Annotated in this window: 14 protein-coding genes and 1 other annotated feature; all 14 genes read right to left on the reverse strand. The window is 34.7% G+C overall.

Features of this window, described 5'->3' with window-relative positions; genetic code table 11:
- Positions 1 to 129: 129 nt before the first annotated feature.
- Entirely contained in the window at positions 130 to 2,898 is a 2,769-nt protein-coding gene (gene ileS / locus MJG50_RS00840; protein ID WP_240251913.1) for an isoleucine--tRNA ligase, read from the reverse strand.
- A 70-nt stretch (positions 2,899 to 2,968) separates the two neighbouring features.
- Positions 2,969 to 3,202: a binding site (T-box leader), on the reverse strand.
- Positions 3,203 to 3,265: 63 nt separating this feature from the next.
- The gene (locus MJG50_RS00845) at positions 3,266 to 3,766 is read right to left on the reverse strand and encodes a DivIVA domain-containing protein (protein ID WP_240251916.1); all 501 of its coding nucleotides are present in this window, start codon (positions 3,764 to 3,766) and stop codon (positions 3,266 to 3,268) included.
- Positions 3,767 to 3,882: 116 nt separating this feature from the next.
- Entirely contained in the window at positions 3,883 to 4,656 is a 774-nt protein-coding gene (locus tag MJG50_RS00850) for a YlmH family RNA-binding protein (RefSeq protein WP_240251918.1), read from the reverse strand.
- 78 nt (positions 4,657 to 4,734) lie between these two features.
- Positions 4,735 to 4,995: a YggT family protein gene (locus MJG50_RS00855; protein WP_240251920.1), complete on the reverse strand. Its 261-nt coding sequence runs from the start codon at positions 4,993 to 4,995 to the stop codon at positions 4,735 to 4,737.
- A gap of 6 nt (positions 4,996 to 5,001) precedes the next feature.
- Complete coding sequence (locus MJG50_RS00860) at positions 5,002 to 5,439, reverse strand: cell division protein SepF (RefSeq protein WP_240251922.1); 438 nt, start codon at positions 5,437 to 5,439, stop codon at positions 5,002 to 5,004.
- A 15-nt stretch (positions 5,440 to 5,454) separates the two neighbouring features.
- Positions 5,455 to 6,132 carry a YggS family pyridoxal phosphate-dependent enzyme gene (locus tag MJG50_RS00865; RefSeq protein ID WP_240251924.1) on the reverse strand — a complete coding sequence of 226 codons (678 nt, stop codon included), beginning with the start codon at positions 6,130 to 6,132 and terminating at the stop codon, positions 5,455 to 5,457.
- Positions 6,129 to 6,971 (reverse strand): peptidoglycan editing factor PgeF, encoded by an 843-nt coding sequence (pgeF, locus tag MJG50_RS00870; RefSeq protein WP_240251926.1) that lies wholly within the window; start codon positions 6,969 to 6,971, stop codon positions 6,129 to 6,131. The genes MJG50_RS00865 and pgeF overlap by 4 nt, the downstream gene beginning before the upstream one ends.
- A 108-nt stretch (positions 6,972 to 7,079) precedes the next feature.
- Positions 7,080 to 7,325: a YlmC/YmxH family sporulation protein gene (locus MJG50_RS00875; protein WP_240251928.1), complete on the reverse strand. Its 246-nt coding sequence runs from the start codon at positions 7,323 to 7,325 to the stop codon at positions 7,080 to 7,082.
- Between the two features lie 142 nt (positions 7,326 to 7,467).
- On the reverse strand, positions 7,468 to 8,292 hold the full coding sequence (gene sigG, locus MJG50_RS00880; RefSeq protein ID WP_431307246.1) for an RNA polymerase sporulation sigma factor SigG: 825 nt from the start codon (positions 8,290 to 8,292) through the stop codon (positions 7,468 to 7,470).
- A gap of 39 nt (positions 8,293 to 8,331) precedes the next feature.
- Positions 8,332 to 9,051 carry an RNA polymerase sporulation sigma factor SigE gene (gene sigE, locus MJG50_RS00885; protein WP_240251932.1) on the reverse strand — a complete coding sequence of 240 codons (720 nt, stop codon included), beginning with the start codon at positions 9,049 to 9,051 and terminating at the stop codon, positions 8,332 to 8,334.
- 89 nt (positions 9,052 to 9,140) lie between these two features.
- On the reverse strand, positions 9,141 to 10,067 hold the full coding sequence (gene spoIIGA, locus MJG50_RS00890; RefSeq protein ID WP_240251934.1) for a sigma-E processing peptidase SpoIIGA: 927 nt from the start codon (positions 10,065 to 10,067) through the stop codon (positions 9,141 to 9,143).
- A 223-nt stretch (positions 10,068 to 10,290) separates the two neighbouring features.
- The gene (ftsZ, locus tag MJG50_RS00895; protein ID WP_240251936.1) at positions 10,291 to 11,421 is read right to left on the reverse strand and encodes a cell division protein FtsZ; all 1,131 of its coding nucleotides are present in this window, start codon (positions 11,419 to 11,421) and stop codon (positions 10,291 to 10,293) included.
- Positions 11,422 to 11,465: 44 nt separating this feature from the next.
- Positions 11,466 to 12,758, reverse strand: coding sequence for a cell division protein FtsA (gene ftsA, locus MJG50_RS00900; RefSeq protein WP_240251938.1), 1,293 nt, complete (start codon positions 12,756 to 12,758; stop codon positions 11,466 to 11,468).
- A 136-nt stretch (positions 12,759 to 12,894) separates the two neighbouring features.
- Complete coding sequence (locus MJG50_RS00905; protein ID WP_240251940.1) at positions 12,895 to 13,257, reverse strand: small basic family protein; 363 nt, start codon at positions 13,255 to 13,257, stop codon at positions 12,895 to 12,897.
- Position 13,258 lies beyond the last annotated feature (1 nt).

Below are 13,258 nucleotides of genomic sequence, written 5' to 3' on the forward strand. Positions count from 1 at the left end.
ACCAAAATAAGAATGCATTAAAGCCAACAAGATTTTCCTATTCAACTTATTAAAGAATTCGTTTTTTATAAATGTTTTATGACAGCATAAAAAAAATGCCATGAAATAACTCATGGCATTTTTACTATTTTAAGCTGAATAATGTGAATCAACCACTGAAGCACAACGGCCACATAATGATGGGTGGTCTGGATTTTCTCCAATTGTTGTTGATACAACCCAACAGCGTTCACAAGTTTCACCATCAGCAGGGTTAACTACAATTTTTACATTTTCAAAGGACTGTGCCGTATCCGGTGCATCTTCAAATGTTCCTTCAACCGAAAATCCTGAAACAATAAATAATTGTTGGATATTTTCTTCTACTGAGTTTAATAACTCTTTTGTTTTATTGTTCGGATATAATAAAATTTTTGCTGATAATGATTTTCCAATTACCTTTTCATTTCTAGCTACTTCCAATGCTTTTAAAACATCATCTCGTAAAGTCATAAAAGCATCCCATTTTTCTTCAATAGCTGCTGCATTATTAATTACCTTAGAATCTGGCATATCTACTAATTGAACACTTTCCTCTTTTACTGATTCAATATGGGACCATACTTCATCAGCAGTATGTGGAAGAATTGGTGTAACAAGCTTAGTTAATGCTAATAAGGTCTCATATAAGACCGTTTGGATTGCTCGTCTGTCCTTATGATTTGGTGCTTCAATGTATAGAATATCTTTTGCAAAATCAAGATAAAATGAACTTAATTCAATTGTGCAGAAGTTATGAACTGAATGATAAACAACAGCAAATTCATAATTATCATATGATGTTTTCACTTTATCAATTAATTTATTCAATTTTACGAGCATATAACGATCTACTTCACGTAATTCATTTAATGCAACTGTATCAGTTTCAGGGTTGAAATCAGATAGGTTTCCTAATAAGAATCTGAATGTATTTCTAATTTTACGATATACCTCTGCAACTTGTTTTAAAATGTTATCAGACACTCTTACGTCTGCTTGATAGTCTACTGAAGCTACCCATAAACGTAAAATGTCAGCACCAAGTTGATTCATTACCTTCGAAGGTAAAACAACATTACCAATTGATTTACTCATTTTTCTACCTTCCCCATCAAGAGCAAATCCATGACTTAGTACACCTTTATATGGAGCTTTTCCGGTAACAGCTACTGCTGTAGATAGAGATGAATTAAACCATCCTCGATACTGATCAGAGCCTTCAAGATAAAGATCTGCAGGTCTTTGTAAGTCATCCCTTTCAACTAGAACAGCTTGATGGGAAGAACCCGAATCGAACCATACATCCATAATATCGGTTTCTTTTGTGAAGACCCCATTCGGGCTCGAGTCATGAGTGAAACCTTCAGGCAATAAATCCTTTGCATCACGTTCAAACCAAACGTTTGAACCATGTTCTCTAAATAGGTCTGAAACATGTTGAATCGTTTCATCTGTAATGATTGGTTCACCATTCTCACCATAAAATACAGGAATTGGCACTCCCCATGCTCGTTGACGTGAAATACACCAATCACCACGATCACGAACCATATTAAATAGTCTCGTTTCACCCCATGCAGGTACCCATTTTGTTTCTTTAACAGCTTCCATTAATTCTCCTCTAAAATCCTTAATTGAAGCAAACCATTGGGCTGTTGCTCTAAAAATTGTCGGTTTCTTAGTACGCCAATCATGTGGGTATGAATGTGTAATAAATGAAAGCTTTAATAAAGCTCCTGCCTCAGATAATTTTTCTGTAATTGGCTTGTTGGCCTCATCATAAAATAATCCTTCAAATCCTTCGGCATCACTAGTCATATAGCCTTTCTCGTCGACAGGACAAAGTACTCCAAGACCATATTTTTGACCGACGATAAAGTCATCTTCTCCGTGACCAGGTGCAGTGTGAACACATCCGGTTCCAGCATCTGTTGTTACATGTTCTCCAAGCACAACTACGGAATCTCTTTCGTATAAAGGATGTGTTGCAATAATATTTTCAAGTTGACGACCTTTTACTGTTCTAAGCGTCGTAACATTTTCCCAACCAATTTCCTTGGTAACTGCTTCTACTAATGCTGATGCAACAACAAATTTATCACCATCAGCGTCAAGAACACTATATTCAAGATCAGGATGAACACTAATTCCAAGATTTGCTGGAATCGTCCATGGAGTTGTAGTCCAGATAATGATTCTTTCATCACCATCAAGTACATCTTTTCCATCCTTTACTATAAATGCTACATAGATTGATGCAGAACGCTTATCTTGGTATTCAATTTCTGCTTCAGCAAGTGCAGACTCACTTGATGGTGACCAGTATACTGGTTTTAGACCTTTATATATATATCCTTTTTTAGCCATTTCACCGAATACTTTAATTTGCTGTGCTTCATATTCAGGTTTTAGTGTTATATACGGGTTATCCCAATCTCCTCGTACACCTATGCGTTTAAATTGTTCTCTTTGATTATCAATTTGTTGATAAGCATATTCTTCACAAAGCTTACGGAAATCAGCAACACTCATTTCTTTACGCTTAACTTTTTTATTTTTAGTCAGTGCTGTCTCAATTGGTAAACCATGTGTATCCCAGCCTGGTACATATGGAGCACAATAGCCGCTCATTGATTTATAGCGCACGATAAAATCCTTTAAAACTTTGTTCAAGGCATGACCCATATGAATATCACCATTTGCATACGGTGGTCCATCATGTAACACAAATAATGGACGTTCTTTCGTACGTTCTTGTACTTTTTGATAAATATCTTGTTTCTCCCAATTTTCCTGGATTTGTGGCTCTCGATTTGGAAGATTTCCTCGCATTGGGAAATCAGTCTTTGGCATAAGTAATGTATCTTTGTAATCCATTATACTTCCTCCTAATTCACTATACTTTCATTATGTCCTGAAAAAAAGACAAAAAGACCCTCTCATCCCTAAAAGGGACGAGAAGGTCTCCCGTGGTACCACCCTTATAAGCTAGAACATTTCGCCTAGCCCACTTTACTCATTCGTAACGTGAATGATCCGCAAATGCCTACATGTATATATTCAGCACAGTACTCCAGGGTGATCTTCATTCCTACGCTTATATCGAGCTTTCACCATCCTCGATTCGCTTCCAAAATTTCAATAAGCTTGTACGAATTACTATCCCTTTCATCGTTAATCTCATATTATTAATGTTTTGTTATAAAATTATATGTTTATTAGAGCAATCAGTCAAGAAAGATAATTATTTTTCTTCATTATTTGCAAGCACTGGATCAATATTGTACTCCATTAAATGATCCCAATCATCACTGCTTAACATATCGAGTTGCGCTTCAATTAACATCTTAAATCGAGTTCTAAACACTTTTGATTGCTTTTTAAGCTCTTCAACCTCAATTGCTACTTTCGATGATTTTGCCAAAGAATCATTAATAATTCGATCTGCATTCTTCTCTGCTTCTTTTATTATCAACTTTGCCTCTTTTGAAGCATTTCTTTTTACTTCCTCTGCTGTTTCTTGGGCAATCAATATTGATTTATTTAATGTTTCTTCAATGTTAGTGAAGTGGCCCAACTTTTCATTTAATTCAGCTAGCTTTGTTTCAAGTTCTTTTTTTTCACGAATGACAATTTCATAGTCTTTAATTACTTGATCAAGAAATTCATTTACTTCGTCCTCATCATATCCGCGAAATCCTTTATTAAATTCTTTATTATGAATATCTAATGGCGTTAAAGGCACGGGTGCCACCTCCAAATAAAATAAATTAAAGTATAGTAATAATTTAAAACATGCTAATAAGTCATGAATACATTTATATTCGACAAAAAATTTATAAATCCTTTAAATCATAGAAATTAAATTTGTCTTCCAATTTTAATACGCCACTTATCCCTTTTGGTCTTGCCTTCAATCATATGTATTCTACTTCTACCAAAACCTCGCACAGAAAGTACATCATCTTCCCGACATTCAAAAGATGATTGATCCGTTATTTTCCAATTAACTTTTACTAGTCCATTTTGGATAATTGTTTGTACTTTTTGCCTAGATAAATTATAAATAGCTGCAAGAACGACATCTAATCGAAGTGAAGAGACAGTTGTTACCTGCTCCGTCCACTCCTCTATTTCCTCTATTAAATCTTCCTTTGAAATCTTTCGTAACGAAACTGTTGCTTTTCCAATGGATTGTAAATTTAACATTAAATAATCCGCAATTTCATTTGCAGCAATAAATTGCATCAACTCTTCATTTGTAAGAATATCCCCGAATTTCCCACGTTTTAGTCCAAGAGACATTAACGTTCCTAATACTTTACGGTGGTCAATCGATACGAATTTAACAGGATAATGAATTTCTAAATATGTCAGCATAAAATCATCATCAGTAGGTTGATAGTATTGAGGAAATAAAAGTGCACGTTTTCTTTCTGCGGTTGGGTTTCCACCTAAAAAATCTACAAGAACGTCACCATTATGACCAATTACCTGTTTTACAATTTCCTGCTCACGCGGATCAAGAAAGTCAGTTAATTTCGGCCGATATTGTATGTCAACTACATCTTTCCACTCTAGTACTTGGTCAATAAAAGCATGCTCTTCCTTGCGAAAATGTTGATATAAATTCATAATTGCATACCTCATGTTTAGAAATAACAAAGAAAAGGGAACTAGCAGTTAAAAAAGCTCCCCTAATGTAAACAAGTATTAAAACATTAATCTTAATGCATTGACACCTTGGCCAGCAAAATTAAGAACCAATATAGCAACAATTGGAGAAATATCAATCATTCCTAGTGGTGGAATGATCTTACGGAATGGCTCTAAATAAGGCTCACAAATACGTGCCAAAAATTGTCCAATTCCCGTTTCTCGAGCATTTGGAAACCATGACATTAAAATGTATATAATTAATGCGTAAGAATAATAAACCAGTATATTTCCTAAAAGTACAAATATAAAATCCATTTCCTATTACCACCCCTTATCGGAGAAATCATCATTTGAAACAATCTCTGAAATATTGCCGGATACATCAATATTATCAGGTGTACATAAAAAGATATTTGCACCGATTCGTTGAATATCTCCACCTATTGCGTACACAGTTCCACTTAGGAAATCGACAATTCGTTTCGCCTGGTCATGCTGAATTCGTTGAAGATTCACAACAACAGCTCGTCTATTTTTTAAATGGTCAGCAATTTCCTGTGCTTCCGCATACACTCTAGGCTCAAATAAAATAACCTTTGAAGATTTTTGAACACTTTGTAAACTAACAACGTTTTGCTTATTTGCAGATCTCGATGCTCTCGTAGGCTCTATTTCCTCTTCTTCAATATATTCCTCTTCATCATATTCATATTCATCCTCTAATGCAAAAAAACTTTTGAATTTTGACTTTAAACCCATTTTTAACACCTCTCCCTATCTTTCATTTCCTACCAATGAGGTTCCTAATCTTATAAATGTAGCTCCCTCTTCAATAGCAATTTCAAAGTCATTTGACATTCCCATCGAAAGCTCAGTACATGGAGCATGTGGAAATCCATGTGAATGTATATCATCGCGAAGTTGTTTTAGTTTCCTAAAGCATTCTCTTATCACATTTTCATCCTCGGTAAATGGCGCCATAGTCATTAAGCCAACAATCTCAATAGATGAGAAATTCTTCATCTGTTCAATGAATTCAAAAAGCTGTTCTGGCTCTATTCCATGCTTTGATTGCTCACCAGATGCATTTACCTGTATAAAACATTTTATTTTTTTTGTAGCCCGCTTATCAATTTCCTCTGCTAATGAAACTCGATCTAGTGAATGAATAAAATCCACTTTATCAATAATATTCTTTACCTTACGAGATTGTAATGAACCAATAAAATGCCATTTTGGAGAGGAACCGATTTCTTCCCATTTTTTTAAAAATCCTTCATCTCGATTTTCACCAATATTAGTGATACCTACTTCGATCGCTTCCTTCGTTCGCTCAATACTCACATATTTAGTAACCGCAATGATCGATATATTTTCTACAATCCTTCCAGATCGAACACAGACCTCAGAAATTCTTTTATTAATCTCTTCTAGATTTTGTCTCACTGTCATATGTATGAATCCTCCTCTTTGAGCCCGATAAAACTCATCATTCTCCCAGTATTTCCTTTATCGCGCCGATGAGAAAAAAACAAACCTTCTTCACAACTTGTACAATATGAGGTACTACGAATATTCTTATATGGAATACCAGCTTTATGAAGAAGCTGTTCATTTAGTCTTTTTAAATCCAAACGATATTCTCCATGATTAATTGCTTTATAAATTGGGGATTCGAGTCCTTCATTGATATCAAGCCCTTTAACATAATCAATCACAAAGTCATCAACGACATAGCAACAAGAACCGATCGATGGCCCAATTAATGTATAAATGTCTTTTGAATCTATACCTTCATCATTCCATTTACGAACCATTTCTCCAGCAATATCCTTAACAGATCCTTTCCAACCAGCATGTGCAATTCCAACATAATGATGGGAAGGTGAGAAAAAATAAAGTGGAACACAATCCGCAAAGCAAAGTGTTAATAAAACATTCGAATCATTCGTATAAAGTCCATCTGTTCCCTTGATACTTTCATTATAATTAAATGCACCTAAACCGCAATGTTCACTCGAAATTTTAATAATATTATTTTCATGTGTCTGTTCTGTACAAGCCCATCTAGATGTTGGGAATTCAAGTAAGCTAGAAAGTTTTAATCGGTTAGAAGAAACCTTATTAGGATCATCATTTACATGTAATCCAAGGTTAAATGTCTCATATCCATCAATACTATTCCCACCATTTTTAGTTGTAAAACCAGTAACTATTTTCGTAGAAAAATCGTTCCATCCATTGTAGGATAGAAACTGTTTGTTTAGTAAAATGAAAGGTTCATTATGCATATTAACAACCCTCTTTAATAAAATAAATCCCTTCTTTTGCTTATTCTATCACAGAATCGCAAAAGAAAGGAGAATATGTTAGAAAAATGTCAAAATTAGCCGCAGAACTTATTCTATTGATTGCTGCATTCTTACCAATATCACATCTGTACCTACTTTTACAATGCTTCTCCAAGGAACTACGACTTCCTCTTCCCTGCCAAATAGGCCCAATATCTTTCCCTGGCCTGAAATAATAATAGACTCAATTTTACCACTTGATAAATTTATATCAATATCCCCAATATGTCCAAGTCTTTTTCCATCGTTAACACTTACAACATCCTTTGTTTGGAAATCTGAGATTTTCACCATACGCTTCAAAACACCCCCGAAAAAGCCCTTTATACTACTATATGATACGTGTTAATACATATATGAAATAAATGTAATAATAAAAGACATTCGTATTTATACGAATGTCTTCATTACATCAAGGTGCTTGCACATTATTAGTTTAATTTTGTATGTTCTTATTCATTTGCTTAATTGCTGCTTTTTCAAGTCGTGATACTTGGGCTTGTGAGATACCAATTTCCTCCGCGACTTCCATTTGAGTTTTCCCTTGAAAAAATCGTTTTCGAAGGATAAGCTTCTCTCTGTCATTAAGTCTTCTCATCCCCTCTTTTAATGCAATCTCTTCAATCCAATGTTGATCACGGTTTTTCTCATCACTTAATTGATCCAATACGTAAATCGGATCTCCACCATCATTATAGATAGGTTCGAACAATGATACGGGATCCTGAATTGCATCCAAGGCGAAGACTATCTCTTCATGAGGTACCTCTAGTACTTTTGATATTTCTTCTGCTGTCGGTTCCCTTGAAGTTTCACTCATCAGTCGTTCTCTTACCTGTAATGCTTTATAGGCAATATCACGAAGTGAACGAGATACCCTAATTGGGTTGTTATCACGGAGATAACGGCGGATCTCACCGATAATCATCGGTACAGCATATGTTGAGAATTTTACATTTTGGCCAAGATCAAAATTGTCAATAGATTTCATTAGTCCAATACAGCCAACTTGAAACAAATCATCAACAAATTCGCCTCTGTTATTAAATCGTTGGATGACACTTAATACTAGTCGTAAATTACCATTGACTAGCTTTTCACGTGCAGACAAATCTTCTCCACTTTGCATTTGTCTAAACAATTTACGCATTTCTTCATTTTTAAGTACTGGAAGCTTTGAAGTATCTACTCCACAAATTTCTACCTTATTTCGAGTCAATTCTTTCCCTCCTAACAGGAGTTGCTGTACAAAGTTAAGTATCTCCTTTGAAGGGAAAAATATGCATATGAAAAATTAAAGCTAGACCATTTTATTAAATTCCTTCCGAAGTCGTTTTATTATTCGTTTCTCCAATCTTGATATATAAGACTGTGAAATCCCTAGCATATCTGCTACATCTTTTTGAGTTTTCTCCTCGCCACCAATTAATCCAAATCGAAGCTCCATGATTTGTTTTTCACGTTCATTTAACTGATGAAGTGCCTTAACTAAAAGTTTCCGATCTACATTAGCTTCTAAATCCTTTGTAATAATATCTTCATCCGTTCCTAAAACATCCGATAATAATAACTCATTGCCATCCCAATCGATGTTTAAGGGTTCATCAAATGAAACCTCAGATCTGATTTTATTATTTCTACGTAAGTACATTAATATTTCATTTTCTATACAACGAGACGCATATGTAGCTAATTTAATTTTTTTCTCAGGATTAAATGTATTAACCGCTTTTATTAGTCCGATTGTACCAATACTTATTAAATCCTCAATATTTATTCCTGTATTTTCAAACTTTCTCGCGATATAAACAACTAATCGTAAATTTCGTTCAATCAGGATTGACCTAGCTGCTTTATCCCCACTAGGTAATTTGCATAATAAGACTTCTTCTTCATCTTTTGATAGTGGTGGAGGTAATGCTTCGCTTCCTCCAATATAATATATTTCATCTGTCTTTAACCCTAGCTTTAACAGCAATTTGTACCATAAATATGTAAGTTTTAATTTTAATTTTGCCACAATTAGTTCTCCCTTCTATTTTAATAATTTGTGAGTATGATAATAATAAGTTCAATTAATTCAAAATAGAATTATCCCTACAGTGTGTACTAAGATGCAGGTTTGGCTGAAGAAGAGATAATCATGTTTGGATGAATAATGCAATCATATTCATCATCTGTTGATAGTATTGTATGGTTTAGAGCAAGTAGTGCTTTTTTCACTTCAACAGTTTCTCTTTCCTGATAAATAGTGATTCGATCAGGCTTTATAGCTAATAAAAATTGATGTTCTTGTCCAACTCCCCGATAAGGAATTAATCGAAGTCGATTTTCCCAATTATGTGTTGTATCACTTAAATTATCAGTTATTAATTCTATATTCTTCGATTGTTCAATAACCATTTTCGGGAAAAAATTTTCATATTTATTTACATCTAGTATCATAACTGGACTTCTCGTAATTGGATCTAATAATTGGTTTCCGTTATCAACTAGCCCCTTCACATTCAAAGTCACATCCTCAATTTCGATCATTACTTTTACGATTTGATCATAAAAAATTTTCTTGGTCTCAATATCATTCAATCTATTTTTCGAGAAATACCAAACAATTGGAAAACCAATCATTACAAAACCCCAGCTGATCGGATTACCAAAACTAGATGAATTCGTCACAAGGGTTCCATCTAAAAATGCCATTTCAAATTCAAAAAAATAATGTACTCCTATCATTCCACCTCCTAACATAAATGTAGTGAAATAAAAGGTTAAAAGACCTTGAATAAAAAAGCGAAATCGTTTATATCCAAATGCAACTCCTATTATCGCTAATGAAAAGAGAAATTTCACGAAAGGATGTGAGCTATATTCTGCAAAAGGAGACACCATTAAGAGCACAAGAAGTGAACCTATAAATGAGCTTACTAAAATTCTCCATTTATTTACCTTTCGCTTAAGAATGATAGCGGTTAATAGCAATAATAAGGCGTCGAAACAAAAATTCAACAACCAAATTACATCTAAATAAATATACAAACGTTTTCTCCTTTCATAAAATCGTATTAAAAAATAGTATATAGTACATCTTATATGGAAGTCTGTCACTTCATGCCGATTGTCGAACGGAAATTTTGAGAGATTACTTCGGTTTTTGTCAAGTAATATTGAGGTTTATTACTAGGAAGGGTAAAAAGTATGAAAGGGATAATAAATAAAAGGCATTCGACCTTTTTTTCGTCGGATGCCTTTTACTTATTATTTATCCTCTTCTATTTCGGTTGCGTAAAAACGTTGGGATATCGAGTGTTTCATCATTTTGATTATTTTGACGTGATGTTACTTCCTGAACAACTTCTTCACGTCGCACTTCTCGTTTTACAGCATTTGGTTTTGCTGCATTAAACGAAGGGCGGGAAGGACGATTTGAATCAATCTCCGCTTCTACAAATCCAGTTGCGATAACAGTTACAACAATTTCCTCTTTTAAGTTCTCATTAATTACGGATCCAAAAATCATATTTACTTCTTGATCTGAAGCAGATGCAACTATATCAGCAGCTTCCTGAACTTCATAAAGGCTTAAGTTTGTTCCACCTGTAATATTCATAAGCACACCTTGTGCACCGTCAATTGATGTTTCAAGCAACGGACTAGATATTGCTTTTTTAGCAGCCTCTGCAGCACGATTTTCTCCTGTTGCAATCCCAATACCCATTAGTGCAGATCCTTGATTAGACATAATTGTTTTAACATCAGCAAAATCAAGGTTTATTAATCCAGGTACTGCAATTAAATCTGATATACCTTGTACACCTTGTCGTAGAACGTTATCAGCTTCTCGGAACGCTTCTAGCATTGGGGTATTTTTATCAACAATTTCAAGAAGTCTGTCGTTAGGAATAACAATTAAAGTATCCACAGCAGCTTTCATTGCTGCAATTCCGCCAGCAGCTTGCGTTGCACGTTTTTTTCCTTCAAACGTAAACGGTCTTGTTACAACCCCTACAGTAAGAGCACCCAAATCTCTAGCAATTTGTGCAATGACTGGTGCTGCACCTGTTCCGGTTCCGCCTCCCATACCAGCGGTAACAAATACCATATCTGCCCCTTTAAGAGCTTCTTCAATTTGTTCCCGGCTTTCTTCAGCAGCTTTTTTACCTACTTCAGGATTTGCACCCGCACCTAATCCACGTGTCAACTTACCACCAATTTGCATTTTTATTTCTGCCTTAGATAAGTTCAACGCCTGGGCATCAGTATTAACTGCTAAAAACTCTACACCTTGAACTCCATGTTCAATCATGCGATTAACAGCGTTATTGCCCCCTCCACCTACACCGATTACTTTTATAGTAGCTAATTGATCAACATTAGTATCAAACTCTAACATGATAAGATCCTCCTAATTTGCAAATATACTTCTCTCGTACCTTTCTATTCGAAGAAAAGACCGAAGAACTTTTTTACTTTTTTCCCAATATTTTGATCATCTTTAGTAGCTTTAGGGTGATTTTTAACTTGAGGTTGACGAGCAGCCTTTTTTTCACCGCTATCGATAGATACAGTAGAGCTAATTTTTCGTCCCTGAATCTTTGCATGTTCATATGCAAATTGCAATAGGCCAACACCTGTTGAAAATTGTGGTTCTCTTACCCCAATATAATCTGGTTTGGCAATTCTTACATTACTTCTTAATACAATCTGCGAAAGTTCTAATACCCCTGGCATATTCACAACTCCACCAGTTAAAACAAATCCTCCTGGAAGATCACCAATACCCATTTTTCTAATCTCATTTTGGACCATCTGCAGAATTTCCTCAAATCTTGCCTCGATTATTTCAGAGATTTGAACTTGGGTATATTCTTCTAGCTGATCACTACCAATAATAGGGACACTAAATATTTCTTCGTCTGACGCATCATCATAAAAAGCATGTCCATGTTTTATTTTAATTTTTTCTGCATCCTCTGTAGAAGTGCGTAATCCAATGGCTAAATCTTTCGTAATATGATCACCACCAATTGGTAAAACACTACTAGACTGCAAGAATCCATCCTTAAATATAGCAATAGTCGAAGATCCACCACCAATATCTACAAGAGCAACACCTAGATTTTTTTCATCCTCTGATAGAGAAATAGATCCAGCTGCAAGTGGCTGCAAACAAATTGCTGCAATGTCTAGCCCAGCTCTTTCCACACAACGTAATAAATTATGTAGGATTGTTCGAGAGGTTGTGATAATGGTCCCTTCAACTTCTAATCGTACACCCAACATTCCACGGGGATCATTAATTTCATCATATCCATCTACAATAAACTGTTTGGGAACTACATCAATTATTTCTCTCTCCGGTGGTAAAGAAATAAATTGAGCAGCTTCAATTACTCGTAGCACATCATCATTACTTATTTCTCGATTTTGGCGAGACTCGCTTGAGACAGCAATCACTCCATGTGCATCTTGTAATTGAACATTTATAGCAGGTACGCTTACAACAACTTGAGTAATAGGAATACCTACCATTCTCTCCGCTTGTTCAACTGCTTTTTTAATAGAATGAACGGTTTCATCTATATCAACGATAGAACCCTTTTTTAAGCCTTCTGATTTAACATTACCCACACCAATTATGTTAAGAGAATCATCGACCATTTCACCGATAATCACCTTAACACTGGATGTACCGATGTCAAGACTAACACAGATTTCATTGCTGTTCATTCTGTGGCACCTCCTTTTACAATAAAGAACACTTCTTCAAATATAACCTCTTTTTTTAATAACAACTATTATTTTTCAAAAATTATTTTCTTAAGGAAATATTCAACAAAAAATTGAAGTTTCCCTTTATTTATTATTAACTTTTTTCTATTTTATCACGAGATAAGCTCCATTTGGAGATAATTATCCTTCTGATAACCGCAATATTTTGGAATAGCCTCACTCCAAATGCAAATACAGCTACTAGATATAAGTCTACACCAAGATGAACGCCTAGAAAAGCTAAACTTGCAGCTAAAAGAATATTGAAAAAGAAACCGGAAACAAATACTGCCTGATCATATATATTTTGTAAATGTGCACGAATTCCACCAAATAATGTATCTAATGCTGCTAGTACAGCAATGGATAAATAATTTGAGTACTCAGCAGGTATTTTAAATTCGGATAAGAGGCCGAGAATAATTCCAACTAATAGACCGAATATAGGTAGCCACATT

It is taken from the genome of Fredinandcohnia quinoae (genome assembly GCF_022427965.1).
Taxonomy (GTDB): Bacteria; Bacillota; Bacilli; order Bacillales; family Bacillaceae_L; genus Ferdinandcohnia; species Ferdinandcohnia quinoae.

Bases quoted from the DNA above. Each gene is read 5' to 3' on its own strand.
- ileS (WP_240251913.1), bottom strand. From the start codon at position 2,898: ATGGATTACAAAGATACATTACTTATGCCAAAGACTGATTTCCCAATG.
- MJG50_RS00850 (WP_240251918.1), bottom strand. From the start codon at position 4,656: ATGAATTTATATCAACATTTTCGCAAGGAAGAGCATGCTTTTATTGAC.
- MJG50_RS00855 (WP_240251920.1), bottom strand. From the start codon at position 4,995: ATGGATTTTATATTTGTACTTTTAGGAAATATACTGGTTTATTATTCT.
- MJG50_RS00860 (WP_240251922.1), bottom strand. From the start codon at position 5,439: ATGGGTTTAAAGTCAAAATTCAAAAGTTTTTTTGCATTAGAGGATGAA.
- MJG50_RS00865 (WP_240251924.1), bottom strand. From the start codon at position 6,132: ATGACAGTGAGACAAAATCTAGAAGAGATTAATAAAAGAATTTCTGAG.
- pgeF (WP_240251926.1), bottom strand. From the start codon at position 6,971: ATGCATAATGAACCTTTCATTTTACTAAACAAACAGTTTCTATCCTAC.
- MJG50_RS00875 (WP_240251928.1), bottom strand. From the start codon at position 7,325: ATGGTGAAAATCTCAGATTTCCAAACAAAGGATGTTGTAAGTGTTAAC.
- ftsZ (WP_240251936.1), bottom strand. From the start codon at position 11,421: ATGTTAGAGTTTGATACTAATGTTGATCAATTAGCTACTATAAAAGTA.
- ftsA (WP_240251938.1), bottom strand. From the start codon at position 12,758: ATGAACAGCAATGAAATCTGTGTTAGTCTTGACATCGGTACATCCAGT.
- MJG50_RS00905 (WP_240251940.1), bottom strand. From the start codon at position 13,257: ATGTGGCTACCTATATTCGGTCTATTAGTTGGAATTATTCTCGGCCTC.